This window comes from Leptolyngbya sp. AS-A5 (genome assembly GCF_039962495.1).
Lineage (GTDB): Bacteria > Cyanobacteriota > Cyanobacteriia > Leptolyngbyales > Leptolyngbyaceae > Leptolyngbya.
Genome location: NZ_JAMPLL010000004.1, coordinates 146693 through 171252, shown reverse-complemented (window position 1 = coordinate 171252; position 24560 = coordinate 146693). Strand labels below are relative to the sequence as shown.

Below are 24560 nucleotides of genomic sequence, written 5' to 3'. Positions count from 1 at the left end.
TATTTTGCTTCGTTGAAAACGACTTCTGCCCCCTAAATCCCCCATTCTGAGGGATTTTGAAAATCGAGACTTTCTTGGTTTGAGGTTCCTTACAAGTGGGGGATTTAGAAGGTAGACCCTAAGCAATTTGAACTCAGATAAACCGCTCTCTGAAACAGCTTCGGATTTTGGATTTTAGATTGATCCAGAATCCAAAATCTAAACTCTAAAATCGTTTCAAACTATGGCAAACCTAAAATTTATTCGCGATCGCATTCAGTCGGTCAAGAACACCAAAAAGATTACAGAAGCGATGCGGCTCGTGGCAGCAGCGAAAGTGCGTCGGGCACAAGAACAAGTGACAGCAACTCGTCCGTTCGCTGATCGCCTCGCGCAAGTGCTATACGGCTTGCAAGCGCGATTGAGATTTGAAGAAGCAGATCTGCCGCTCTTGAGAAGGCGTGATGTTGGAACCGTTGGATTGCTTGTGATTTCAGGCGATCGCGGATTGTGCGGCGGCTACAATGCCAACGTGATTCGTCGGGCTGAAAACCGCGCCCAAGAACTGAAAGCGGAAGGTATCGACTACAAAATGGTTGTAGTTGGGCGTAAAGCGGCACAGTATTTCCAGCGTCGGGACTATCCGATCGTCGAAAGCTATTCAGGCTTGGAGCAGATTCCAACCTCAGCAGAAGCGGCACAAATCGCGGATGTGGTGCTGACTCAGTTCTTGTCGGAGAGTGTCGATCGGGTTGAGTTAATCTACACGAAGTTCGTGTCCTTGATTGCGTCCCGTCCGGTAGTTCAAACGTTGTTACCACTCGATCCGCAAGGGTTGGAAGTTTCTGATGATGAAATTTTCCGGCTCACAACTCGCGGTGGGCAGTTCCAAGTTGAACGGGAACGAGTAGCGGCGCCTGAAGTTCAAAGCTTCCCGCAAGACATGATCTTCGAGCAAGATCCGGTGCAAATTCTTGATGCGCTGTTGCCGTTGTATCTGAATAATCAATTGCTGAGAGCGCTGCAAGAGGCGGCTGCGAGTGAGTTGGCGGCTCGGATGACGGCGATGAACAACGCGAGTGATAACGCGAAGAATTTGATCGGTTCGCTTACGTTGTCGTACAACAAGGCACGTCAGGCAGCAATTACTCAAGAACTGCTGGAAGTGGTCGCAGGTGCAGATGCACTGACTTAAGATAATTCTCGAAATTCTTTAGAGCGTCCAGGGGAACTTGGGCGCTTTTTTGGTTGAATTACGCCGATAGTCTCAAATCAGCAACGATCGGCACTTCTAAAAACGGATTTTCTTGAAGGCATTTCGAGAAAAATAGAATTTCGAGGTTTTCAATTTCACAAGTAGAAGAATTCAAACGCGCCACAACACGTACTCAATTTCTTCAGATTCTTGTTCAGCATAAGGTTTGCATTTGTTGATGTAGAGAATGTCACCTTTGCGATCGCACTCAAATCCTAACTTTGCGTCCATACAACCTCTCCTTGAGTGACAGTCCGAGACAAATAGGCAGTAAGCACCGTATTCATGAAGCCCGATCGCAAAGCTTCAAAAAGATAGAATGACCCTAGCAGCATGAGGATAGATTCGATGACCCCTCAACTTGGAAACGCGATCGCCATTGCCAAATCTCTCTGTGTTTCTGAACAGAGAGAACTGATCAATATTCTTTCCAACTTGCTCAACGAGTCAGAAGATGATCCAAGCGTTGAAGAAGTCGCCGCAAGTCTTCAGAGAGCGCTACACGAAGTTAAAACTGGACAAACTAAACCCATCTCTCAGCTTTGGGATAGTTTAGATGGAGAATGAGTCTTCGAGTATTGAAGTCGAATTCTCTCTTGAATTTGAGCGACAGTTGAAAATGCTGTTCAAGCGATATCAACAAATTCGCACTGATGTTCAAGCGATGTAGAACAGCCTCAAGCCGGAGAACTTCCCGGAGATTTCTTAACTGGACTAACCGTCGATCGCTGCCGCAGGAATTGAGGAGATTGTTGCTGCGTTGAAGCGTCGAGAAGAGCCTTGAATCAATTGGGTGGAAGAACAACCGCACTCTATCCAGCCTCAACATATTCACAAATCGAGATAGGTTCAGGAATTGACAATCCATCTTCTCTGAGTCCTTCTAGGTGAAAGTCGATCGCTTCTTGAATCAATGCTCTGACTTCCTCGATCGTTTCTCCAACTGCCACACAACCGGGAAGATCGGGAACGTAAGCGCCGTAGCTAGTTTGTCCTTTTTCTATCACAATTGCATACCGCATCAGTTCTCCTCCTCTTCAGATCCGATCAGCTCAATCTGTGCTTGCCGCCAGATGCTTTTTAGTGTACCAATCGGAACATCAACACTGAGTTTACCCGATACGGTAACGGTTCCTGGCTTCTCTGAATGCTTAAATTGTCGATGACTCCCTTTAGTTCGAGCAAGATACCAACCGTCTGCTTCTAATCGCTTGATGACGGCTCTGACTTTCATTTTTCCTTCTATAATGGCTCAGGCGATTATAAATGAATTGTTCGCTAAATTCACCGCGACGCTTTGCATTACAACTTGAACCCTGCAAAATAGAGACTAGGTTACTCAAGGGAATTTCAATGTCTGAGAACATCGTGAAAGTAGAAATCTCCTGATCGATCGCTTCTAGAAGCTGTTTCTTCTCTAGACCTCTCTGAAAAGCGGCAATTGTGGGAAGTTCTCGACGCTGAGCTTTTCGACGATGAAGAAGATTCTCCAGAAGACATTGCTGAAATTCAAGCAGCTTACGCAGATAATGAGGCTGGCGATTGTATGACCTTGCAAGAGTATGCCGCGCAACGGGCGCAGTGAATTTCATGACAGTAATGCTCTAACTTGAGACAAAATATTCAAATTTATGTAGATCAAGCGTTCTAAGTGTGCTATCTATGATAGAAATCCGATGATTCTCGTTTAATTGTCGGATTCCGGGCTACACTAAACACTGATTTTTACTCAACCCCTGTGTACGTCAAGCGCGTTGAACTGACTAACTTCAAATCCTTTGGCGGCACAACGCCGATTCCGTTGCTGCCGGGATTTACTGTGATTTCAGGACCAAACGGGTCAGGAAAATCGAATCTGCTCGATGCTCTGTTGTTTTGTCTCGGTCTTGCTGGCTCGAAAGGAATGCGGGCGGAGCGCTTGCCGGATTTAGTGAATCATACGCAGGCATCGAAAGGTCGATCGACCGTTGAAGCTGCCGTAACTACGGTGTTTGATTTGTCGGATGAGCTGGATTTGTTTCAGGCATTAAGCAATCCGAATGAAGAAAACGCGGATGTTTCGCTGAATGAGCCACATCGCGAGAATGGACATCAACCGGATACCGTTTATGAATTGAATGGCAATGGCAATGGCTCGATTAATGCAGAATGGAGCGTCACTCGTAAGCTTCGTGTAACGCAGCAGGGAACCTATACATCAAACTATTACATCAATGGTGAACCATGCACACTAACAGAGCTACATGAACAGTTAGAACGGATGCGGATCTATCCGGAAGGATACAACGTTGTACTTCAAGGGGATGTCACGCGAATCATCTCGATGAATGGTCGAGAGCGGCGTGAGATTATCGATGAATTGGCGGGAGTTGCATCGTTTGATCGCAAGATTAATCAAGCCAAAGATAAGCTCGATGCCGTTAAGGATCAGGAAGATAAATTCCACATTGTTGAACGTGAATTAATCGAGCAGCGCGATCGCTTAGCGCAAGATCGAATCAAAGCTGAGAAATACAAAAAACTGCGATCTGAACTGCAAGCCAAAGAACAATGGGAAACTGTGATTCGCTACGAGCAGGCGGCTCAAGGCGTTCGCAAATTGCAGGAACAGATTCAAGCGGGTGAAAAAGAAATTGCAGATTTAACCGAGCAAATTGCTGCGATCGATCTGCAAATGAATGAAAAGACGGTTGAGTTAGAAGCACTCAATGCTCATGTGCGATCGCTCGGTGAAGAAGAATTGATCGCAGTGCAATCCACTTTAGCCACCCGCGAAGCTGAATTGCGGCAATTAGAGCGTCAACAGCAAGACTTACAGAAAGCTAGTCGAGAACTGAGTGAGAACTTAGCGAAATTGCAGCAGGATCTACAAGAAAATATTCAAACGTCAACCGCTTTAACTCGCGAGAAACAATCGATCGACACGCAAGAGCTAATTCAGGCAAAACAGCAGCGTGATCAGGCGCGGGAATTGCTCGATCGTAAACGCGATGAAGCGAATGCTTCTGCTGCAAATGCGGATGCTTGGGTGCAGGAACAAACGCAGTTACACCATCACATTGAAACACTGATTAAATCATTGGAGCCTCAGCGTACTGAACAAGCTGCACTAGGAGAGAAGATTAATCAACTCGATCGACAAGTTCAAGACCAAACCGAATCACTCAGAACAACTACCGCTCAACTCAACGAACAGCAAATTGAAGAAGGCGAGTTATCACAGCAATTAAGTGCTGCAATGACTCAAGTTCAATCACTAGCAGCATCGCTTTCATCAGTTGAACAGGAATTACAAATTCAACAGCAAACTCAATCACGACTCCTTGAAGAACAACGCGACAAGCAACGCAAGTTAGACAAACTAGAAGCGCAAACGCAAGCGGTACAAGAAGCACAAGGAACCCAAGCCTCACAAGTCATTCTGAAAATGGGATTGACGGGCATTTGTGGGTTAGTCGCAGAGTTGGGACAGGTTGATCCGCGATATCAGCTTGCTTTAGAAACCGCAGCCGGCGCGAGATTAGCAAATATCGTGGTCGAAGATGACGCGATCGCGGCGGCTGCGATCGACATTCTCAAACAACGCCGCGCTGGACGTGCCACATTTCTCCCGCTCAACAAACTCAACCCGCCACACATTCCCAATCGGGCAACGATGCGATCGATGCAAGGTTGTATCGGTTATGCGATTAATCTGATCGAGTTTGAAGAGCGCTACTACGATGTGTTTGCTTATGTGTTCGGGACAACGGTTGTATTTGAAACTTTAGGCGATGCACGACGGCATTTAGGGCAATATCGGATCGTCACGCTTGATGGAGAATTGCTAGAAGCAAGTGGCGCAATGACCGGGGGAAGTAGCGGACATCGATCGTCGCTCAGATTTGGCACAGGTCACGCGGCAGAATCGCCCGAACTTGCAGGCCTCCGCCGCAGGTTGCAGGAAATTGACCAAATTTTGGGACATTGCGAAGGCGCGATCGCAAAAGCGACGATCGCCCAAAAAGACCAGACCAAGGCTCTCAACGAAGCGCGTCAACAACACCGAGAATTAGAACTCAAACGAGAACAGGTACAAAAGGAACTGAAACGGCTTGAATCTGAGCAAATCCAATTCACTCGCGCTCTTGAAAAGAATCAGCAGGAGCTTTCCACGGCTCAGGTTCGCTTAAAAGTCCTAGATACCGAAGTTCCAACTCAAGAAGCGCAACTCGATCGACTCCGAACTTCTCTCGCTGACCTTGAACAATCCCAAACGCATAGCGAATGGCAACACATTCAGGCAGCGCTACGATCGCTCGAGTCTGCCCTAAACGACAAGGAACTCGCCCTGAGAGCCATCGAGCAACGATCGCAAGATCTCGAAACTCGCCTCCAACGACTACAAGAAAAAATCGAGCAAGGACAACTTCGCATCCAGGAAGCGCGATCGCAGCAAACGCTTTTATTACAACAACAATCTGAAAACACCACGCAACAGACCGCCGTTCAGAGTCAAATCACTGAATTGAAAAACGCACTGGCTGAACTCGATAAAACGCTGGGTGAAGCAAGACATCAGCGCGACGCGGTCGATCGACAACTGCGCGACCTTCAAAACCGCCAGCAGCAACACGGATGGCAGCGTGATAAAACTCACGAAACCATTCAAGCGCGGCGGGAGCAACTGCTGACCGAACAAGCACAGCTTTCGGTTCAAAGCGCAGAACTTCCCGACCCGATTCCCGAAGTCCCTGAAACCGTTACTCGTGATCTGGGACAACTTCAGCACGAAATTCGCTCAATGCAGAAGCGCTTACAGGCGATGGAACCTGTGAATATGCTGGCATTAGAGGAATACGATCGCACCCAAGCCCGCCTTGATGAACTCACCGAAAAACTCGAAACGCTTCAAGAAGAACGCACCGAACTGCTGCTGCGAATTGAAAACTTCACCACGCTCAGACAGCGCGCCTTTATGGAGGCATACGAAGCCGTAGACATCAACTTTCAAAAGATCTTTGCCACCTTGTCCGATGGCGACGGACGACTCCAACTCGAAGATCCCAACGATCCCTTTAACGGCGGCTTAAATCTGATCGCTCACCCAAAAGGCAAGCCCGTTCAGCGGTTGGCTTCCATGTCGGGAGGAGAAAAATCTCTCACCGCACTCAGCTTTATTTTCGCCCTACAGCGCTACCGCCCATCGCCGTTCTACGCTTTTGACGAAGTTGATATGTTCCTAGATGGGGCAAACGTGGAGCGATTAGCTAAAATGATCAAGCAGCAAGCCCAACAAGCGCAATTTATTGTGGTGAGCTTGCGTCGTCCGATGATCGAATCTGCCCAACGCACGATCGGGGTCACTCAGGCGCGAGGAGCCTTTACCCAAGTTCTGGGAATCAAGCTGCCTCAAAGCGTTTAGAGTGCGCTAACCCAAATTGCGTTCGGAATTCCGTATCGATCGATCCTTGATATGGTTTGATAATTAGAAAAAAGTGTAAGCAACAGGATTCGGCACTCAATGACAGAAGAATTTCGCCAACGCTCCGACCTTCTTGGAACTCAGGTGATTACACGCAGTACGGGCAAAAGACTCGGCGTGGTGAGTCAGCTTTGGGTCGATATTGACGCGCAAGAAGTTGTTGCCCTTAGTTTGCGTCCGAATCTGTTGTATGGCACCGCTCAACCAATGATGCTTTCCAGCATTCGCCAAATCGGAGATGTCATCCTGGTGGATGACGAAGACGTGGTTGAAGATGTCGATCTCGAAGGATACAGCAATCTGATCGGCTACGAAGTCATCACCGAAACTGGGGAATTACTCGGAAAAGTGCGCGGCTTCCGATTCAACATCGATACAGGCAAGCTGGATAATTTGGTCATTGCGTCGATCGGGCTTCCCCTCATTCCCGATCAAGTGGTGAGCACCTACGAATTACCGATCACCGAAATTGTGAGTAGCGGGCCTGATCGATTAATCGTAATCGAAGGTTCCGAAGACCGTATGACCCAGCTCAGCGTGGGTGTTCTAGAGCGGCTTGGCATCGGCAAAGCCCCGTGGGAGCGCGAACAAGACCAATACCTTGCCCCCGCTCGCCCGGAAAATCAGCTTCCGTCGGGTCAACCCACGCAGGTCGATGTGCGTCCGCGCATTCAAGAACCGATCGTGCAAGTTGAGGAAACCTGGGAAACTGACGAATGGGAGCGCGAGCCGATTCCACTGCGCCGAGAACAAGAACCTCCGCGTCAGCAATATCGCGAAGCCGAAATTTATCCGCCGTCTTCGGTCTATGACGACGATGAAAAAGAGAACTGGGAGGATAGCGACGACACGAATTGGGGACTCTCGACGCGCAACGACGAGCCTGAATACGATGACGAAGCGTATGACAATACCTATGTCGATGAAGAAGATGACGCGATCGCAGTAGAGTTTGAGGAAGTAGGATCTGAGGCATCTGCATCGCCAGAAAGCTTTGAGCCAGGAAATCTCGATGAAGATCCTTGGGCAGACGCGCCAGAAGAAGATATTCCTCCTCAACCCCTGCAAGAACTGAAGATTCCAGATAAGCCGAAGCAAAAACAGCCCGAATACGAGGAGGAAGGCTACTAGATATATGTCCGCCCATGAACCAAACTTACCCGCGATGTCCCATCCGTTTGCTCATGGGCATATTTTCTCTAGTCCCGGTGGTCACTTCACGTATCGCGTGATTGGGTCTTGCTGTCGCTTATTCGATCGAGAACAACTCCCCTATCCTTGCTGCCGGATCGAATGGCGCGGCAAGGAACCAAGCTGGCGACGCATCGGACGGAGGTTTATTGTCGATTTGGCTTCTCGAAATAGCCCGTCTTACAACGTTGAAATCGTCGGGCGTGAGGCGCACGAGCCGATCGTGCTGACGTTGTACTGGGTCAAACTGCCTCAACCCCTGAAAGAATGGTGGCATTCCCGTAAACCTGCGACTGCCGCTTCAACAGAAGACAAATCTGCTGAAGACATCAAAATTGAAGGATAAACCGCACTTCCCCAGCGCGGATGCACAATTGTGAAACAATTTCCCGCAGGTGTGATCCCATATCCCAAGGTCGATCGCACTACTGCCACGTCGTCGAGCCGTAAAGATCCCGCTTTCGACAAAATCGGTAATCCTGTTTTAGGGTCGAACAATTCCGCTAAATATCCGCGTTGACGCAGCAATTCTGCCACCTTGAATCCAAATTCAAGAAACTGCGATCGCAAAATTTGTTTTTGCAAATCAGTTTCCCAACACCGCTCGGTTAATTCTCGATCAGAAGGCTGCAAAACCACCACGATCGAGCGAACTGGGGTAGACCATTCTGGAAGTAATTTCTCGGAATGCTGACAGATAAACTCGCTTGGTGGATGGACAGAATATTGCATCATTTAGCAAAAAGAAGGAAACGATCGGATATAGTGCTAATGCACCAATTTTAAGTGAAAAATTTTGAGTGAGAGATGCAGCAATTTGACTCAGCTATTGATCATCTTAATTCGCTCGATCGAATCATGATCAATTCAGATCAAAAAACTTCTTCTCCTAACCTTTTCTACGATCATGATAACGGTCAGCTTTGGCTTGGAGATGCGGTGGAATGGCTGAAATCACTCCCTTCTGAGTCAATTGATTTAGTGTTTTCCGATCCTCCCTACAACTTGAAAAAAGCAGAATGGGACAGCTTTGAATCTCAACGATCGTATGTTGAATGGTCGGTGCAGTGGATCGAACAAGCTGCACGAATTCTAAAGCCCACTGGAACGTTTTATATCTGCGGCTTTTCTGAGATTTTGGCAGATCTAAGACTGCCGGCTTCACAATTTTTTCAAGGGTGCCGCTGGCTGGTTTGGCACTACAAAAACAAAGCCAATCTTTCAAATGATTGGGGTCGATCGCACGAAAGTATTTTGCATTTTCGTAAAACGAAGAAATTCACGCTTACAGCTGAAAACATTCGCACCCGTTACAACGAACATACGCTGAAATATCCCGAACATCCGCAAGCATCTACCAGTCGATACAGCGATCGCGGCAAAAACGACACAAAACTCTGGCATCCGCACCCAAAAGGCGCAAAACCGCGAGATGTAATTGAAATCCCGACCACCTGCAACGGAATGAACGAAAAAACGCCGCATCCCACCCAAAAACCCGAAGAACTGGTGCGAAAATTCGTTCTCGCTTCTTCCCAAAGAGGCGATCGCATTCTCGATCCCTTTATCGGCTCTGGCACAACCGCCGTTGTCGCGGAACAACTCGGACGCAACTGGCTCGGCTGCGATCGCTCAGCCGAATATCTCACCTGGGCAGTCGAGCGGATCGAATCTGCCGAACACCGCAGCGACGAAGACTGGTTCTGGCACGATCGCGAGCGCGAAGAACGCCGCACAAAAATTCGCCAAACATTTTGAAAAATTCAGTTGACGATCGTACAACTGCCGTATATCTTTTTCAGGCAACGACACAAGGAGTTTTTGTGAGCATAGTCATCGGCATTCTCGGTAGCATCGTCGGATTTATTCTGTTGGTGATGTTGGCGCTTGAAGTTCAGTACAGGCAGCGACCCACCCGCACACTCGATCTGAGTTTGGGCAAGTGGGAGCTGGCAGTTTATGAGCCTCAGCGATACGTTTTAGTCGGACAGCTAGAGCTACAAAATCTTGCCCGCCGATTAGAGGTGATGACCCCGCGCATTGATGCAGAGGTTAAACTGCTGTCTTCTGGAAGTCTTGACGGGATCAAGGTCAAAACGCGCATCATTCCCCGATTCAAAGATGCAGAAGTCCGCGAGGATGGCTACTGGGAAGGGCGTGTCGTTAAGCTGGGAGCGCGTGATCCGATCGAAGCCGTGATCGAAATCGAAGGCGAAGATCTGCGCGACCTCAAAGTTGCCTGGATTCAACTGCATTATGTCTATTACGGCTCTCAAGGCTGGATTCCCAAAGTTCGGCATGTGATCGTGCCGCTTAAATTCCCTTCAGCCGAGGAATCAAAACGCTGGCGACCTGCAACCCATGCTGATGTCCTACCAATTAAAACTCACCTGCTCACTCACCTGGATGATCCGGTCAGCGTCGTTAAGCGCTACGTCATGCCTCACGCTCAACCCGGCGATATCGTGACGATCGGTGAATCCCCACTCGCAATTATGCAAGGACGATTCCGCGATCCGCGTGAAGTGAAACCCGGCTGGTTGGCAACTCGGCTCTGCTATATGTTCTTCCCCACATCGAGCCTAGCGACAGCTTGCGGTATGCAAACTTTAATCGACATTGAGGGAGCGCCACGGGTGCTGGCTGCGTTTATTATCGGCTCGATCGCGAAACTATTCGGGGTCAAGGGGATGTTCTATCGCTTGGCAGGTGAGCAAGCCCGACTAATTGACGATGTAACTGGAACAATTCCGCCTTACGATCAATTTATCGTTTTAGGCCCAGATAAATCGCAAGAAATTGTGGACAGAATTCAGCGAGAAACTGGATTATCTGCGGCAATTGTTGATGTCAACGATTTGAAAGCAGTTAAAATATTGGCAGCGTCATCTGATATATCGATGCCTTTGCTCAAGCAGGCACTGATCGATAATCCCGCAGGCAACGCTAACGAGCAGACCCCTGTGGTGCTGATTCGCCCAATTGATGCCGCTGAAAAACGATCCGCCATTGGGCTGCAATCGGTGAATCAACCTTAAACGAATACCCCTTAAGGCTGTACCCAAAACCGATGTCCAATTCTTACTCTGGGGTTGAACTGCTGCCTTCCTTTCTTATGCCTCGACTTCCTCAGACTGCTAATGCCCTGATTCGTCCCGTGCAATATCGGGATCTTGATGCGATCGACCAACTGACGCAGCAATCACCGGAACATGAATTGCCGCACTGCTCTGCTGTTCGTGAAAAAAGCGTCTCAATTCGCAACTGGTATGGGGTGATGAAGCTCCTCAGTCTGTTTCCGAATCCGCTGCAAAACTTGCCCTGTGTTCATGTTGCAGAGCTAAATCAGCGGATTCAAGGCATGATTCAGGTTTCTCCGTTCAACCGGACTCGCAGCACTTGGCGCGTTGATCGCGTCGTGGTTGCGCCTGCGATCGTTGAGTCGGAAGGTGCGGAAGCTCAAGTGATGACGCAAGTAGATATCGGTTCTCTGCTGATTCGCTTCTGTCTAGAGCGGATTTGGCAAGCTCGGACTTGGGTGCTTGAAATCGATGTCAATGACAAAGCAGCGCTAGATCTATATCGTCATAATGGATTTCAGCCGTTAGCAAACATGACCTATTGGTCGATTTCACCAGAACAGCTAGAAGAACTGGCAGAACGAGAGCCGGATCTACCGAATCTGCTTCCGGTCAGTAACGCAGATGCCCAACTGCTCTATCAGCTTGATACGATGGCGATGCCGCCTTTGGTGCGTCAGGTCTTCGATCGCCATGTTCAAGATTTCAAAGTTAGCGTTTTCGGTAGCCTGGTCGAATGGGCAAAGCAAGTCTTTACACGGACTGAAGTGGTGGGCGGCTATGTGTTTGAGCCGCAGCGTAAAGCAGCGATCGGTTATTTTCAACTACATCTGTGTCGCGATGGTTCGCAGCCGCATATCGCTCATCTAACGGTAAATCCAGCTTACACTTGGCTTTACCCCGAACTGATGGCGCAAATGGCGCGGATTATGCAGGATCTCCCTGCTCAATCTTTGCAAATGGCATCGCCCGACTATCAACCGGAACGCGAGGAATATTTAGACAGCATTGGAGCCGAGCGAATTGGGCATACCCTGCTGATGTCGCGATCGGTGTGGCACAAGGTTCGAGAAACGAAGTCGATCGCCGAAGGACTGCAACTCGCAGAGATGCTTCAGAATCTTCAGCCCAGCCGTAAACCTGTACCTGGACGCATTTCAATGCTGAAATCGGTTAAGCTTCCGGCACCGGAGAAGGCTCAAGAAGCAGATAAATCCACGCCGAAAAGCGTGCAAGAACTGATGAAAGCTGCATCCCAAGAACCGCATCGCGAAGATCCCTGCTGCTAAAGATGGAGAGAGTTGCGGCACTCGGATTAGATGTGGGGCAGAGGCGAATTGGGGTTGCAGGTTGCGATGGTACAGGGCTAATCGCGACCGGGCTCACCACGATCGTTCGTAAATCTTATCCGCAGACGATCGAAGCCTTGCGTCAAATTGTGCGCGATCGCGATGTCGAAATTCTCGTAGTTGGGATGCCCTACTCGATGGATGGCTCGATCGGCAAGCAAGCTCAGCATATCCAAAAATTCGGAGAAACGATTTCAAAGGCGTTATCGTTGTCGATCGAGTACGTGGATGAGCGATTGACCAGCTTTCAAGCGGAACAATCAATGATCGCGGCAGGAATTTCGCTTCAGCATAATAAAGGATTGATTGATCGCAAAGCCGCCGCAATTATTCTTCAGCAATGGCTGGATGAACGGAGGGCGAAGCGCGATTTCTATCGTCTCGCAAGTTCTAATCAAGAGTAGACTTCATAGCTGCTCATAGTTCATTAGCTTTGAGCGACCTTCTGAAATTTCTTGTTTTGCCTTTCGTGCTGCTATCAATAAGTTATTCTGCGTCCCCTTGAACGAGGCATTCCAGCGCTTTTCATCTTCTAGATCAGCAATGTAGCCCCGAAGATGTTCTACAACTTTTTCTTACAAGTCATCTGGGAAAGATTCGATCATTTTTACGATTGTGGTGATAGTAGCAGACATAGATTGCTCAGGCGTAATCGTTTATTAGCTTCATTCTACTTGGCGCTCGCGCCCGTCATGCTCAAAACTGAATCTACTGCGTATTTCAATCTGTCGTATTTGATAGGCTGACCAACTCGCTGCAATCGAGTAAATGAGATACTTTTCTGTTCACCAAAAACTTCATTGATTTCTTCTGTCGCAACGACAATGAATAACCACTTTTCTAAATCAAGAACGTTAACATTCTGTTCTGCATAGATACAAAAGACATAGCAATCGGAGCCTCGGCTTTCTTCTTCAGCCGTCACGTTTACTTCAGCATCCCAGCCTCTTTTTTTAGCAATATCAAATTTAAGTAATGACGGCTTCTTTTGTTGCCAGCTTTGGATGTAGGCTGATGACTTAACTTCAATCTTCCTGCCACAGTATCGTAAATCAACTGCATCCCACTCAATTCTAGGCTGATGGGTCAAACCCAACGCAGCCGCAACTAAAAACTCAGCAAATATAGAACGATTCCGATTAGACAGAATATCGGAGTAAGCCCATGCCCAAAAATTTTGAACTGTCACATCAACTTGTGAAATAATTTCTGCTCCACTAAGTTTGAATATCTCCATAGTCTTACAAATAGTCTTACAACAAATTCAACCGCAGTAGTGAAAGCTTCTCTGAGGTCATTTCTATCTCGTCTAGATTCTCTCAAGCTATTGACTCACTTGTTCTACGTTTCCAGCCCGAACCCAGCCTTCCTGACCGCTACTTAAACGGATCTTCTGCCAGGTCTTATCAGCATTTGTTTCAAGAACTGTGACACGCTCATTGAAATCGACACCAGCGATCGAGCCTCCTTCCCCTCCTGGCGCATCCCGCACCACAAGCCCGATCGATTGCGTCACCCGTGCTGGAAATGCCCCTGCTGGAAGCGGTTTTGCAGCAGTATCAGGGTTACTCGATTTCTCCGCGGCAGGTTTTGCAGCGGGCTTCGTCGCAGGCTTTTTGGTAGGGGTATCATTTGGGAACGTGGGCTTGGGCGGCATGACAGAAAGGCGTGCCATCATGACTCTTGCGGCAACCAAACTACCAACCGCAAGAAGTGCGATCGCGAAGAACACGCCCAGAAAGAATTTGAGGACTGAAGACCACCGTATAGAAATCGCCCGCGAAGAAGATCGTCCAGATTTTAGCATTTGATTTGAGGTTTGGAGTTATTGGCCCAGTTGCTTGGATCGAGTTACTGCTGCTTTTACCGCTTCGATAAATGCCGATCGCACTCCTGCTTTTTCGAGTTCTGCAATTCCAGCGATCGTCGTGCCTCCAGGACTGGTTACACGGTCTTTCAGTTCCCCCGGATGGAGATTCGACTCTTGCAGCAGTTGAGCCGTTCCCCGCACCGTTTGAATGGCTAACTTGAGCGCGATCACTCTTGGCAGTCCCGCTGCAACTCCGCCATCGGCTAAGGCTTCGATCACGATCGCAAGATATCCCGGCCCTGAGCCGGATAAACCTGTCACTGCATCTAACATCGATTCGGGCACTTCAACCACTTCTCCGACCGTGCTGAGAATCTGTTTCGCTTGTTCAATGTGATGTGGCTCAACCCGCTGACCTGAGGCGATCGCGGTAATTCCAGCTCCAACGGCTGCAGGCGTATTAGGCATCGCTCGAATGACGAGCGCGTTGGGAAATGCCGCTTCAAGCTGCGCGATCGTCGTTCCTGCCAAAATTGAAATGACCAGGGCAGAAACCTGTTGATTTGCTAATTCCTCTGCAACCTGCGGAAATATCTGCGGCTTAATCGCGAGTAAAACAATCTCGCAATCTGCCGCTTGTCGATTTTGCTCGGTCACTTGAACGTGATATTGCTGCGCTAAAAATTCCTGGCGCGATCGATTCGGCTCGCTCACGACGATCGCAGCAGAATCAAACACGTTCTGAGCAATAAGGCGGGACAAGAGAGCCTCTCCCATCATCCCGCCGCCTATCATGCCAAATTGTTTAGACAATCTATTAACCTCAGATAAAGAGATTAAAGGGTTCGAGATCAAACTATCTTTCACCCTTGACTATTTCTCTAACCTTGTACTGCTCTCGGTTCTGTGCCCCAAACGGGTGTCGGAGCGGAGGCGCGGGGACGAGCAGGAGCAGCTTGTGGCAATTCATTGATCACGCCTGCTTGGGTGCTGACTTGAACACAGCTTGGCGTGAACAAGAAAATGCTTTCACCGATGCGCTCTTGATGACCGTCGATCGCATAAGTACCGCCTGCCACGAAATCTACAGCGCGTTGAGCTTGATCCGGATCCATAATCGTCAGATTCAGCACCACTGATTTACGCTCACGCAATGCTTGAATCACTTGAGGCATTTCTTCAAACGTGCGGGGTTCAACCACCACGACTTCCGAAATTCCGTTTGCTGCTCCAGGCATTCCAATCACATTATTCATAGCGGCTCCTACACCAGTGGTTTCACTTGCAATTCCAACACTCCGGTCACGCTCACGTGCAGCATAGTTGTCGCGAAAACGATTTGCCCGACGCGATCGAGTTTCTTCTTCGGTGGCTGCGACTGGAGCCGGAGCGCTCTCTTCTTGATAGAGCGACTGATAGTCTTGTCCGTCCATCTCGTCGTATTCGTACTCGTATTCGACAGGTTCATTGAGTCCAACGAAATCTCGTAATTTACTGAAAATACTCACTGTTCACGCTCCATCCGAATCGTTATTGAGTTTGCTTGGGAAAGGTACGGTCAAATCATTAGGAGTAGTAGATCGACCTCTGATGTGGAAAATCGTTCTCGATTCACCGCTAGACTGTTTCGCGGGTCAGGCAAATTCCATCTTTTGGGCTGACAGCTTAGAGAAATTCCTACACTGTCGCATAAATGATGAATTGAAAAATCAGTATACATCCAGCGATCGAACTTGAATATTTCTTTTGGAGTTTTTCGTCCCCGGCTGCAATTGTATCGGTAGTTTTAGAAGTTGGAGCATAAATCTAGAGATTTTTTTTAAATTTGTTGCAATTCGGTGATGCAGACTGTTCTGACTGATTCAAACTATTGAGATAGGCAGCTCATTTTCAAACATAGGGAAAATTTGACCGCAAAAAAGTAGCTTAATTCAATAGAATTCCGGCGTATATTTTGAAAGAATAGAAACGGCATGATCGACGCTGAAAGCTGGGTCTTTATCCCTGACCTCTTCGCATTCAGCACTATACGTAAGTGATCTTTATTACAAGATGAGAGGCGCACCACTGAAGTAAGGTTTCGATTCGTTTCTGATAAGTGGTACATACAGTACCACTTATTGCTGAAATTCTGCGATTATTTTTGCAGTCTTGCTCCAAACAGCACTCGTCCCGGTCGAATCATCGTTGCGCCCGCCTGAATTGCCGAAGCATAATCACCCGACATTCCCATCGACAGTTGATCGAGATTGAGCTGGCTGTGAGTTCGGATTTTTTCAGCAAGTTCTCTAGCTTGTCTAAACAGCGCGATCGTTGCCTCAGCCTCTAGATCAAACGGTGGGATCACCATGAGTCCCCGGATGTGCAAGTGCTTTAATTGCTCAAGCTGCGGGATCGCGTCCCAAAGCTCTGAAACTGAAAATCCTGATTTGTTAGGATCGCTCATCAGTTTAGTTTGCAGGCAAATTTGCGGCTTGCGGTCTTGTGCTTCTGCAAGCCGATCTAGCCGTTGCGCTAGCTTCAAGCTATCGACCGAGTGAATCCAATCAAACAGGTCGATCGCGATTTTTGCTTTGTTACTCTGCAAATGCCCGATCAGATGCCACGTTACATCGGTTAAATCTTTTAATTCTGCGCGTTTAGTCTCAGCTTCCTGAACCCGATTTTCACCAAAATCCCGAATTCCGGCGGCATAAGCAGTTCGCATTGCCTCTACGGAAACCGTTTTCGTCACGGCAATGACCCGGATGTGCGGTGGAATTTTGGCGCGGAATTCGGCAATGTGGTTCTGTAGAGACGAGATCATTGAAATGTGCTTTTGTGAACTTTCTGAAGCTGATCGTACTCCTTGTACATTCCCGATCGGCGTAACATTCTCATGCGATTTTCGACCATTACTCTTGCATCGCTGCGTCCGATCGATTCAAATTCCAGTCCGTCTGCACCTTGAGATACGACAAAAAATAACCGTTGCGCGTAGAGCGTACTAAATAATTCCCGATGTTCTTCAACCAGACACACCCGAAACAGCAGCCCAAATGTTGGGTGGTTCAAATAATTCTCAGTATCCATCTACCATCCATCAGCAAGAGAGTAAGCGCAATTCGGAATCATCAACATCAATAGGAAATAGGAATTCAGAAATTGTAATCATTAATTGCAATAATATGTCCGTCTTAGCCGTGAGTTGCACGAAGTATGATTGGGGAGTTTTTGCAACCGCGAGAGTTACAGCATAAATTGAGTGACTCAGCTTACCCTGTCATCAAAATAAGTTGCTATCATGTCCGAGATTATTTTAATTGCTGCGATCGCCCAAACAAACGGAGTCATTGGAAATTGCGGCAAATTGCCTTGGTCGATCCCAGAAGACCTCCAACGCTTTCGGCAACTCACGCTGCATCATACCGTCATTATGGGACGGAAAACATGGGAATTTGATCTGCAAAAACGCCCATTATCTCAACGCACTAACGTTATCGTTTCCTCACAACCACTGAAATCCGAGCTACCGAATGTCGAATTTGTGCGATCGCTCTCTGATGCGCTCGAGCGACCAGAAGAAAAGCTGTTCGTGATCGGTGGCGCATCGATTTACCGTCAAGCATTGGAACTTGTGGATCGTATGGAGTTGACGATCGTAGAAGGTAACTACGAGGGCGATGTATTTTTCCTAGAGTGGCGCGATCGTCTAAATGAATTTGAATTAGTCAACTTGGAGTCAAGAGCTGGCTATCGATTTGAAACCTATCGTCGCGTTGTGCCCCAATAAAAAACCGATCGCAGTATTGCGATCGGCTCATAGTCGAAATCAGTTAAACCCTAGCGAATGTACTCTTTCAAAACGCTGTTGCGATTCGGGTGACGGAGTTTCCGCAGAGCTTTCGCCTCGATTTGACGAATGCGTTCGCGGGTCACGTTGAAGATTTGTCCAATTTCTTCAAGCGTTTTCATCCGACCATCATCCAAGCCGTAGCGCAAGCGCAGCACATCTTTTTCGCGTGGGCTGAGCGTTGCCAAAACGCCTTCGAGGTCTTCACGCAGCAGATTCTTAGACACTTGATCTTCTGGGGTTTCACCATCAGATTCGATGAAGTCGCCTAAGCGAGAATCTTCTTCCTTACCGATCGGTGTTTCTAGCGAAATCGGCAACTGAGCAGACTTGGCAATAAAGCGCAGCTTCTCGATCGTCATTTCCATCCGAGTTGCGATTTCTTCTTCAGTCGGCTTGCGTCCCATTTCCTGAGACAACAGTTTCGTTGTCTTCTTGATGCGGGAAATGGTTTCGTACAAGTGAACCGGAAGCCGGATGGTTCTCGATTGGTCTGCAATGGCGCGAGTAATTGCCTGACGAATCCACCAGGTCGCGTAGGTAGAGAACTTGTAGCCTTTTTCGTGGTCGAACTTTTCTGCCGCCCGAATCAGACCCAAGCTGCCTTCTTGAATCAAATCTTGGAACGACAAGCCGCGATTCATATATTTCTTCGCGATCGACACCACTAATCTCAGATTCGACTGCACCATTTTATCTTTAGCGCGACGACCTAAATGCAGGCGATGACGGAACTGCGGCAGGGGCATTTTCACTTCCTGTGCCCAATCTGCATCTGAAGGTTCGCGATCGAGCTTGTCGGCTAACTTGAAGCGAATGCGCTCTAATTCCAGCAAGTCCGCAATCTTACGGGCGAGTTCAATTTCTTCGTCGGCGCGGAGGAGGCGAATTCGGCCGATTTCTTGCAAATATAACCGAATCGAATCTTCGGTGTAGTGCTTCTTCTTGGCTTGAGTCCGGCGACGAGTTGCACGCCCCTTGACGGGTTTTCCCTCTTCGTCATCCTCTCCTTGATCTGAATCGTCAAGATCATCAAGGTCATCGAGTTCTAACTCGATTTCTAGAGCTTCTGAAGGGTCAAATGCCTCTTCTACAACAAGTAAGTCTTTGGCTTGGGTCATGCCGCGTTCCTCGTGCTCCTTAAGTAATGAAGTAAAATGTCCCAGCACTGAAAACAGATGTTGGTGGTTCGATGCAGTCTTGCTGACCCAGAGGCGATGTTGCTTGCGGAAGCAAGCTCTCGTTCGTCAACTGGTGTGCAGTAGAGCGATCGGCAAAATGATTCAGTCAAAACGAGCAACTGCTACAACTTCCGAGAAAATACGGTTGGCAGAGGCTGATTTTCTGAGATCATTATTTCTAAATGATTGGAATGACTCCCCGATTGTAGCCTTTCTCACAAAAGTTGCACCCTTTTCCTGATTTCTTTATTAATCATTCTTGATAAATCTGCTGTGTCTAGCATTCACGTTGCTGTTCCGATGATCGCGATCGTTTTTATCAGGATCTTTGAGTTGCACAGTGATTCATCTCTTAATGGGACAACCTCTCTGTTAGAGTCAGGCATCAATCTGATTCAAATCTATCGCAAAATTCTGGCGTGATCCACGTTTGTATCTCTATGTCACCCCCGAAAGTGATAGATAATTTGTGGCCTGTTGACAACGTTAGCCCAAAATTATCAGACTGAATCAATTGGTTAATTAGCTTACCTAATGCAACGCGATTCGATATTCAAGGCGCAAATTCCTACTAAATCGGTATTTTGAGGCGTTCACTACGATTAACCCGATGATAAGCGGCAGTTATTGCAAACTAGGTTGCATGGAAAGAAATTCGCTAAGGTATTAGTTTTATTTATTTGGCTTGAGAACGAATTAAAAATGTCTGTCTTTGGAAAGATGCGAGGTTGAATGCTGAATCTGAATCTATTCAGATGAGAGATCGTTGACAGTATTGACGAGCAGAAGCAGAATGAATCAGTGAAAATAGTACATCTGGGCTTAACGGTTTAACGAGAAAACCATCAACATCGGGGTGCTGCTCTTGATAAAGCCAGCTCGGAGAATCAGTTTCTGTAACGATTACAAGCGTCATGCGGTCTGCATGGGCAATCGTGCGGAGTTGATGAATTGTGGCTTCCGATCGCAGATGCTCTTGCAGAATGACAAGACAAGGGGGATTTTGGCTCACTCGTGCTAGGGCTTGATCAGTGGTGTCTACAATCTCTACGTCGAGTGCGACTTGCTGAAGGAGCGATTCTAGCCCGTGCAATTCTTCGATTTGTGGAGCTAACAGCAGAATGTAAGTGGACGGAAAGACCATGACGAAAGTACCAATCTGAAATTTAATATAGCGACTGGTTTATTCGCCTTTTTCACGGTGAAACTCGCTGAATATCTTTCGATGCTTGAGTTTCAATCCTTTATTGCTTGTTTTTATGCTTCGGTATTTCTTAGCTTTTAAGCTTTTAGAAATACTTCCCAGAAACTTTTTGTCTACAATTTCTATTCTCTTTAGAAACTACAAATTAGGGTTGCTCCGTACGCTCGATTATGGACTATTGCTTGTGGTGCAAGGCTTACGCAAAATAAAGTGATAGAGATTACTTCTAATTTTGTACTGATTGAGTGAGCCAAGACCGCCGCTAAATTAAAGCCGCTTCAAAAAGAGTTTGAAGATTTTTGACTTGCTCTTCTAACAGAATGTTTAGAGTATTTATGAGACAAGAATCTACTGATTTCTTTTAGATTTCATCTCGTTTTTTCTAGAAATGAATGCAGAATTAGCCCTACTTCAGATGTGCGGTTTTATTCAACTTTTGGAAGCAAATCTTAAGCTAATTAAGGCAAGTTTATTGAAACAATTCTTGACTTTGAGAAGTGGCAAGCTCCGGATGTCCAGCTTCAATGAGTGCTCGATCGCGGATTCGACAAGAATCACACACACCACAAGGAACTTCACCGCCTTGATAGCACGACCAGGTTTTGTCAATTGGCACTCCAAGCGCGATCGCTCGCTTCACGATATCCACTTTGGAATCCATGACCAGGGGGGCAATTAATTTCGGCGCTCTGCCTTCTAATCCTGCTTTGGAAGATAACTCAGCTAAATGTTGAAACGCAGTGAGATACTCTGGGCGGCAATCTGGATAGCCTGAATAGTCCACCGCATTGATGCCTAGATAGATAGCTTCTGCGTTTTTTGCCTCCGCTAGAGAAAGGGCGATCGCAATAAATACGGTATTGCGCCCTGGAACGTAAGTAATCGGAATTTGATCAGGCTGAATGCCTTCTGTCGGCACCTCAATTTCTGTATCGGTCAGTGCTGAGCCGCCCCACTGCGCGAGATTCACATCGATGACAAAATGTTGGGACAACTTGAAGTGCTGCGCGATCGCCTGTGCGGATTGGAGTTCGCGATCGTGTCGTTGACCGTAACGAAATGAAAGCGCGATCGGTTCATAGCCATCGGAGATCGCTTGTGCAGTTGTGGTTGCGGAATCTAAACCTCCGGAGAGTAAGACGATCGCTTTCGGCATAATATTCTTCCAAACTTGCCGTCTATGATCTTTGCACCATCTCCGCGTAATTCTCAACCACTAGACATTCATTTAGCGCTGAGCAAGTTGGGGAGTGCGTCCGGTTAAGCCTGACATGATGCGAAAAACGATCGTTCTTAAGGGCTGAAGGGTTCGCAAAATCCACAAGCCCAGGCGACGAAGTTGCACGATCGGGACAATCTGATTCGAGAAGGTGCGATTTAAGATGTCGGTGATGCTCAAGATCAGCAGGTTTTCCCACTGTCGCCAACGTTCGTAGCGCTTTAGAACGCGCAGACTGGCAATGTTCTCGCCGCGTTTTTTTGCGGTTTGTAAGACTTGTGCGAGGGCAGCAGCATCGCGGATTCCCATGTTGATGCCTTGACCGCCTAACGGATGGCAGCTATGAGCGGCATCTCCGATTAAGGCAAACTGCGGCAAGACATACTTGCGGCTGTGCATCAACTGAATCGGGAAGAGGTAGCGCTGTCCTTCGATTTCTGGTGTGCCGAACTTCGAGCCATATCGCGCTTGGAAGGCTTCAATAAAGGCGCGATCGTCGAGTGCTAACAGGGCTTCGGCTTCAGCGCGTGGGGCTGTCCAGACAATCCGACAGCGATTACCGGGAAGCGGAAGAATGCCAGAAGGCCCTGTTTTCCAGAACCATTCGTAGGCGGTGTTGTCGTGGGGGGCATCGAGCTTGAGTGTAGCGACGACACAAGCTTGCCAGTATTGCCAGCCAAGCGTTTTAATTCCGGCTTGTTGGCGGAGTGGCGATCGTGCTCCATCTGCCGCGACGACTAGGCGCGATCGGATTTGCTGCACTTCACCTTTGAGCAAGACATCGAGAACCACATCACCAGATTGGTGCTCGGTTTTAATCACTTTAGCAGGGCAGAAACGATCGACATTTGAGCAAGTTTGAAGCAGATCCTGAAGTGCGGTAATTAAAACTCGATGTTCTGCAACATACCCTAAAGTTTCAGTACCAATATCGCAGGGTGCAAATTGAACGGCAGTCGGATAGTCCGAGTCTGAAAGGCGCACGTTCTTGTAGGTTTCAACTTGAGGGGAAATCTGTTGCCAAATGTTCAAGCCTTCAAAGATGCGGCTGGATAAGAGCGAAATAGAATACGCTTGAGCGCGAGAAGCCGCCAGCGAAGACACTTCAGCCTCGATTAATGCGACTCGAAAGCCAGAATCTTTTAAGGCACAGGCAAATGTGGTTCCTACGACACCGCCACCGACGATCGCAATGTCGTAGTCAGGAATTTTCGATTCAGCGATCTGCATAGCCGTTGAGCGATACGAAACTTTACACCTATTGTCGCGTAGATTTCTGATGTGAGCAATTGTTAAGCGATCGATGTGTTAAGCGATCGATGCCATCATTAGTTCTTCAGCAATGTCAAAGTTGGCGGTCGCGTTTTGCACATCATCGAGTGCATCAAGCGCGTCCATCAGCTTGAGCAGAGCGCGAGCGTGATCGGGGTCGGTGACTTCGATCGTATTTTGGGGAATCCAGCGGAGTTCGACTTGCGCCACAGTGTAACCCCGGTCTTTCAGGCTTTGACTGAGGGATTCCAGGTTTTCGACTTCGGTAAAAATTTCTGCGGCTTGTCCGTCTTCGGTTTCGATTAGCTCATAAGCGTCGGCTCCACCTTCGAGGCAGGCTTCGAGGAGGGCTTCTTCGTCGATCGACACTGCTTCGATTTTGCGGCTGCGTCCGGTTTTTTGCGGAGCGAAAGAAAGTTCGACAATGCCTTTTTGCTCGAACATCCAGCCCACGCAACCGGGTTCACCCAAGTTACCGCCGTTTTTGCTAAAGGCTTCTCGTAAGTCAGCAGCGGTTCGATTGCGATTGTCGGTAAGGGCTTCGATCAGGACAGCCACACCGCCTGCACCGTAGCCTTCATATTGAATGGCTTCCAGTGGGGCATCTGTGCCAAGCTTGCCAGCACCTTTGGCGATCGCGCGATCGATATTTTCGTTAGGAATGCCTGCGGCTTTGGCTTTTTCGATCGCGGTTCTGAGCTGAAAATTACCTGCCGGATCAGGAACTCCATTGCGAGCCGCAACAATGATTTCACGGGAAACTTTAGTAAAGATGTTTGCTCTTTTAGCGTCTACTCTGGCTTTTTGGCGTTTAATGTTTGCCCACTTGCTGTGTCCTGCCATACCTACAAATCGAAACGGGTGCGATTAATAGGATATCGAAAAAGTTACGATTTGCCTCCGGTGAAGGCTACGCCCTGAATAAAATAGCGATTGAAGAACGCATAGATAATCAGGGCTGGCAGCGTGAAGACCATCGAAGCTGCCATGATGTAATTCCAGTAAGTGATGTATTGACCTTTGAAGGCGTTTAAGCCGATCGGTAGGGTGAACATTTCAGGATTTGACATGACAACGAGGGGCAATAAAAAATCGTTCCAGGAACTCATGAAGATGAAAATTGTTTGTGCAGCTAGAGCGGGTTTTGCTAAAGGCAGAACAATCTGAAAAAAGGTTTCAAATCGATTTAGTCCATCGAGTTGTGCAGCTTCTTCTAGCTCTTTTGGAAAATTAATAAAGAATTGCCGCATCATAAAAATAAAAGTGGCGTTGACGACGGTTGGGGCAACTAATCCTTGATAAGAATTGAGCCAGCCTAAAGATTTGAGAATTAGAAATTTGGGAAGTAATGTAATTTGAGCCGGGACAACGAGAACTGCCAGAACCAGAAAGAAGAATAAACGGTTTCCGGGAAATTGAACTCTGGCAAGGGCGTATCCTGCCATTGAATTGAATAGAAGATTAAACAGGGTGACAAAAATAGCAACGATCGCGCTATTGAATAACCATCTGCCAAAGAGCGGTTCTTGTGCAAAAATTGCTTTGTAATTCTCTAAAGTAAACTCCTGGGGAATAAAGTTTGCTCCACTTGCTGAGATTTCTGAGAGTGGTTTAAACGAAGCAGAGAGCGCCCATAAAAAGGGAATAAAGGTGACGATCGCATAAATGATCAGTCCACCATACATTAACCAAATCCACCAGCGAACTGTGTTTGTTTTTAACAT

General features: G+C 47.8%; 26 protein-coding genes and 2 pseudogenes. 11 read left to right on the top strand and 17 right to left on the bottom strand.

The genetic code is table 11. The features are described from left to right. The first annotated feature begins 223 nt into the window (after positions 1–223). Positions 224–1174, top strand: a complete 951-nt coding sequence (locus NC980_RS07670) for a F0F1 ATP synthase subunit gamma (RefSeq protein ID WP_190378324.1) — start codon at positions 224–226, stop codon at positions 1172–1174. A gap of 58 nt (positions 1175–1232) precedes the next feature. On the opposite strand, the pseudogene NC980_RS07665 reads toward NC980_RS07670, so the two are convergent. Continuing rightward, positions 1233–1465: pseudogene (locus NC980_RS07665) on the bottom strand (DUF2283 domain-containing protein). A 117-nt stretch (positions 1466–1582) separates the two neighbouring features. Here NC980_RS07665 and NC980_RS07660 point away from each other — a divergent pair. Beyond that, a complete protein-coding gene (locus NC980_RS07660) occupies positions 1583–1801 on the top strand; it encodes a hypothetical protein (protein ID WP_190378323.1) in 219 nt (72 codons plus the stop codon). 245 nt (positions 1802–2046) lie between these two features. Here the strand turns inward: NC980_RS07660 and NC980_RS07655 are convergent, their stop codons facing one another. Further along, a complete protein-coding gene (locus NC980_RS07655; RefSeq protein ID WP_190378322.1) occupies positions 2047–2256 on the bottom strand; it encodes a type II toxin-antitoxin system HicB family antitoxin in 210 nt (69 codons plus the stop codon). Beyond that, the gene (locus NC980_RS07650) at positions 2256–2468 is read right to left on the bottom strand and encodes a type II toxin-antitoxin system HicA family toxin (protein WP_190378321.1); all 213 of its coding nucleotides are present in this window, start codon (positions 2466–2468) and stop codon (positions 2256–2258) included. Before NC980_RS07650 ends, NC980_RS07655 begins: the two co-directional genes overlap by 1 nt. A gap of 207 nt (positions 2469–2675) precedes the next feature. On the opposite strand from NC980_RS07650, the gene NC980_RS07645 reads away from it, so the two are divergent. The 4 genes from NC980_RS07645 (at position 2676) to NC980_RS07630 (ending at position 8235) form a co-directional block, all read left to right on the top strand. Next, positions 2676–2819, top strand: coding sequence for a hypothetical protein (locus NC980_RS07645; protein ID WP_190378320.1), 144 nt, complete (start codon positions 2676–2678; stop codon positions 2817–2819). 153 nt (positions 2820–2972) lie between these two features. Further along, a complete protein-coding gene (gene smc / locus NC980_RS07640; protein ID WP_190378319.1) occupies positions 2973–6638 on the top strand; it encodes a chromosome segregation protein SMC in 3666 nt (1221 codons plus the stop codon). Between the two features lie 99 nt (positions 6639–6737). Beyond that, entirely contained in the window at positions 6738–7829 is a 1092-nt protein-coding gene (locus NC980_RS07635; RefSeq protein WP_190378318.1) for a PRC-barrel domain-containing protein, read from the top strand. 4 nt (positions 7830–7833) lie between these two features. Next, a complete protein-coding gene (locus NC980_RS07630; RefSeq protein ID WP_190378317.1) occupies positions 7834–8235 on the top strand; it encodes a hypothetical protein in 402 nt (133 codons plus the stop codon). Here NC980_RS07630 and NC980_RS07625 read toward each other — a convergent pair. Further along, positions 8142–8624, bottom strand: a complete 483-nt coding sequence (locus tag NC980_RS07625; protein ID WP_190378316.1) for a methylmalonic aciduria and homocystinuria type D protein — start codon at positions 8622–8624, stop codon at positions 8142–8144. The two genes, NC980_RS07630 and NC980_RS07625, sit on opposite strands and share 94 nt — an antisense overlap. A 123-nt stretch (positions 8625–8747) precedes the next feature. Between NC980_RS07625 and NC980_RS07620 the strand changes: the two genes are divergently transcribed. From NC980_RS07620 to ruvX, 4 genes are all read left to right on the top strand, one after another. After that, positions 8748–9647, top strand: a complete 900-nt coding sequence (locus tag NC980_RS07620) for a site-specific DNA-methyltransferase (RefSeq protein ID WP_242027099.1) — start codon at positions 8748–8750, stop codon at positions 9645–9647. Positions 9648–9766: 119 nt separating this feature from the next. Then, positions 9767–10927, top strand: a complete 1161-nt coding sequence (locus NC980_RS07615) for a F420-0:Gamma-glutamyl ligase (RefSeq protein ID WP_190378442.1) — start codon at positions 9767–9769, stop codon at positions 10925–10927. Positions 10928–11004: 77 nt separating this feature from the next. Beyond that, positions 11005–12258, top strand: coding sequence for a GNAT family N-acetyltransferase (locus tag NC980_RS07610; protein WP_190378441.1), 1254 nt, complete (start codon positions 11005–11007; stop codon positions 12256–12258). 2 nt (positions 12259–12260) lie between these two features. Beyond that, on the top strand, positions 12261–12722 hold the full coding sequence (ruvX, locus tag NC980_RS07605; RefSeq protein WP_190378314.1) for a Holliday junction resolvase RuvX: 462 nt from the start codon (positions 12261–12263) through the stop codon (positions 12720–12722). A 3-nt stretch (positions 12723–12725) separates the two neighbouring features. On the opposite strand, the pseudogene NC980_RS07600 reads toward ruvX, so the two are convergent. The 7 genes and pseudogenes from NC980_RS07600 to pipX all read right to left on the bottom strand — a co-directional run bounded on the left by NC980_RS07600 (position 12726) and on the right by pipX (position 17200). Next, positions 12726–12953, bottom strand: a pseudogene (locus NC980_RS07600) (hypothetical protein). 35 nt (positions 12954–12988) lie between these two features. Beyond that, the gene (locus NC980_RS07595; RefSeq protein WP_190378313.1) at positions 12989–13555 is read right to left on the bottom strand and encodes a hypothetical protein; all 567 of its coding nucleotides are present in this window, start codon (positions 13553–13555) and stop codon (positions 12989–12991) included. A gap of 87 nt (positions 13556–13642) precedes the next feature. Beyond that, positions 13643–14125 (bottom strand): SH3 domain-containing protein, encoded by a 483-nt coding sequence (locus NC980_RS07590; RefSeq protein WP_190378312.1) that lies wholly within the window; start codon positions 14123–14125, stop codon positions 13643–13645. Positions 14126–14143: 18 nt separating this feature from the next. Then, a complete protein-coding gene (gene proC / locus NC980_RS07585; protein WP_199298647.1) occupies positions 14144–14941 on the bottom strand; it encodes a pyrroline-5-carboxylate reductase in 798 nt (265 codons plus the stop codon). 68 nt (positions 14942–15009) lie between these two features. Then, entirely contained in the window at positions 15010–15636 is a 627-nt protein-coding gene (locus NC980_RS07580) for a cell division protein SepF (protein WP_190378311.1), read from the bottom strand. 629 nt (positions 15637–16265) lie between these two features. Then, complete coding sequence (locus NC980_RS07575; protein WP_190378310.1) at positions 16266–16934, bottom strand: YggS family pyridoxal phosphate-dependent enzyme; 669 nt, start codon at positions 16932–16934, stop codon at positions 16266–16268. Further along, a complete protein-coding gene (gene pipX / locus NC980_RS07570; protein WP_190378309.1) occupies positions 16931–17200 on the bottom strand; it encodes a transcriptional coactivator PipX in 270 nt (89 codons plus the stop codon). The genes NC980_RS07575 and pipX overlap by 4 nt, the downstream gene beginning before the upstream one ends. 211 nt (positions 17201–17411) lie before the next feature. Between pipX and NC980_RS07565 the strand changes: the two genes are divergently transcribed. Further along, positions 17412–17900 (top strand): dihydrofolate reductase, encoded by a 489-nt coding sequence (locus NC980_RS07565; protein ID WP_190378308.1) that lies wholly within the window; start codon positions 17412–17414, stop codon positions 17898–17900. Positions 17901–17950: 50 nt separating this feature from the next. Here NC980_RS07565 and rpoD read toward each other — a convergent pair whose 3' ends face one another. The 6 genes from rpoD to NC980_RS07535 all read right to left on the bottom strand — a co-directional run bounded on the left by rpoD (position 17951) and on the right by NC980_RS07535 (position 24560). After that, positions 17951–19081: an RNA polymerase sigma factor RpoD gene (gene rpoD, locus NC980_RS07560; protein ID WP_190378307.1), complete on the bottom strand. Its 1131-nt coding sequence runs from the start codon at positions 19079–19081 to the stop codon at positions 17951–17953. Between the two features lie 811 nt (positions 19082–19892). Next, a complete protein-coding gene (locus NC980_RS07555; protein ID WP_190378306.1) occupies positions 19893–20285 on the bottom strand; it encodes a response regulator transcription factor in 393 nt (130 codons plus the stop codon). A gap of 529 nt (positions 20286–20814) precedes the next feature. Next, positions 20815–21501: a 7-cyano-7-deazaguanine synthase QueC gene (queC, locus tag NC980_RS07550; protein WP_190378305.1), complete on the bottom strand. Its 687-nt coding sequence runs from the start codon at positions 21499–21501 to the stop codon at positions 20815–20817. Positions 21502–21573: 72 nt separating this feature from the next. After that, positions 21574–22794, bottom strand: a complete 1221-nt coding sequence (locus NC980_RS07545; RefSeq protein WP_190378304.1) for an FAD-dependent hydroxylase — start codon at positions 22792–22794, stop codon at positions 21574–21576. A gap of 78 nt (positions 22795–22872) precedes the next feature. Next, a complete protein-coding gene (locus tag NC980_RS07540) occupies positions 22873–23679 on the bottom strand; it encodes a YebC/PmpR family DNA-binding transcriptional regulator (protein ID WP_190378303.1) in 807 nt (268 codons plus the stop codon). Positions 23680–23723: 44 nt separating this feature from the next. After that, positions 23724–24560: a carbohydrate ABC transporter permease gene (locus NC980_RS07535; RefSeq protein WP_190378302.1), complete on the bottom strand. Its 837-nt coding sequence runs from the start codon at positions 24558–24560 to the stop codon at positions 23724–23726.

What these genes read in the sequence shown, in the direction of transcription:
- NC980_RS07670 (WP_190378324.1), top strand. Translation starts at nt 224, where the DNA reads ATGGCAAACCTAAAATTTATTCGCGATCGCATTCAGTCGGTCAAGAAC.
- NC980_RS07660 (WP_190378323.1), top strand. Translation starts at nt 1,583, where the DNA reads ATGACCCCTCAACTTGGAAACGCGATCGCCATTGCCAAATCTCTCTGT.
- NC980_RS07655 (WP_190378322.1), bottom strand. Translation starts at nt 2,256, where the DNA reads ATGCGGTATGCAATTGTGATAGAAAAAGGACAAACTAGCTACGGCGCT.
- NC980_RS07650 (WP_190378321.1), bottom strand. Translation starts at nt 2,468, where the DNA reads ATGAAAGTCAGAGCCGTCATCAAGCGATTAGAAGCAGACGGTTGGTAT.
- NC980_RS07635 (WP_190378318.1), top strand. Translation starts at nt 6,738, where the DNA reads ATGACAGAAGAATTTCGCCAACGCTCCGACCTTCTTGGAACTCAGGTG.
- NC980_RS07630 (WP_190378317.1), top strand. Translation starts at nt 7,834, where the DNA reads ATGTCCGCCCATGAACCAAACTTACCCGCGATGTCCCATCCGTTTGCT.
- NC980_RS07625 (WP_190378316.1), bottom strand. Translation starts at nt 8,624, where the DNA reads ATGATGCAATATTCTGTCCATCCACCAAGCGAGTTTATCTGTCAGCAT.
- NC980_RS07620 (WP_242027099.1), top strand. Translation starts at nt 8,748, where the DNA reads ATGATCAATTCAGATCAAAAAACTTCTTCTCCTAACCTTTTCTACGAT.
- NC980_RS07615 (WP_190378442.1), top strand. Translation starts at nt 9,767, where the DNA reads ATGTTGGCGCTTGAAGTTCAGTACAGGCAGCGACCCACCCGCACACTC.
- NC980_RS07610 (WP_190378441.1), top strand. Translation starts at nt 11,005, where the DNA reads ATGCCTCGACTTCCTCAGACTGCTAATGCCCTGATTCGTCCCGTGCAA.
- ruvX (WP_190378314.1), top strand. Translation starts at nt 12,261, where the DNA reads ATGGAGAGAGTTGCGGCACTCGGATTAGATGTGGGGCAGAGGCGAATT.
- NC980_RS07595 (WP_190378313.1), bottom strand. Translation starts at nt 13,555, where the DNA reads ATGGAGATATTCAAACTTAGTGGAGCAGAAATTATTTCACAAGTTGAT.
- NC980_RS07590 (WP_190378312.1), bottom strand. Translation starts at nt 14,125, where the DNA reads ATGCTAAAATCTGGACGATCTTCTTCGCGGGCGATTTCTATACGGTGG.
- NC980_RS07575 (WP_190378310.1), bottom strand. Translation starts at nt 16,934, where the DNA reads ATGATCTCGTCTCTACAGAACCACATTGCCGAATTCCGCGCCAAAATT.
- pipX (WP_190378309.1), bottom strand. Translation starts at nt 17,200, where the DNA reads ATGGATACTGAGAATTATTTGAACCACCCAACATTTGGGCTGCTGTTT.
- NC980_RS07565 (WP_190378308.1), top strand. Translation starts at nt 17,412, where the DNA reads ATGTCCGAGATTATTTTAATTGCTGCGATCGCCCAAACAAACGGAGTC.
- rpoD (WP_190378307.1), bottom strand. Translation starts at nt 19,081, where the DNA reads ATGACCCAAGCCAAAGACTTACTTGTTGTAGAAGAGGCATTTGACCCT.
- NC980_RS07555 (WP_190378306.1), bottom strand. Translation starts at nt 20,285, where the DNA reads ATGGTCTTTCCGTCCACTTACATTCTGCTGTTAGCTCCACAAATCGAA.
- queC (WP_190378305.1), bottom strand. Translation starts at nt 21,501, where the DNA reads ATGCCGAAAGCGATCGTCTTACTCTCCGGAGGTTTAGATTCCGCAACC.
- NC980_RS07545 (WP_190378304.1), bottom strand. Translation starts at nt 22,794, where the DNA reads ATGCAGATCGCTGAATCGAAAATTCCTGACTACGACATTGCGATCGTC.
- NC980_RS07540 (WP_190378303.1), bottom strand. Translation starts at nt 23,679, where the DNA reads ATGGCAGGACACAGCAAGTGGGCAAACATTAAACGCCAAAAAGCCAGA.
- NC980_RS07535 (WP_190378302.1), bottom strand. Translation starts at nt 24,560, where the DNA reads ATGTTAAAAACAAACACAGTTCGCTGGTGGATTTGGTTAATGTATGGT.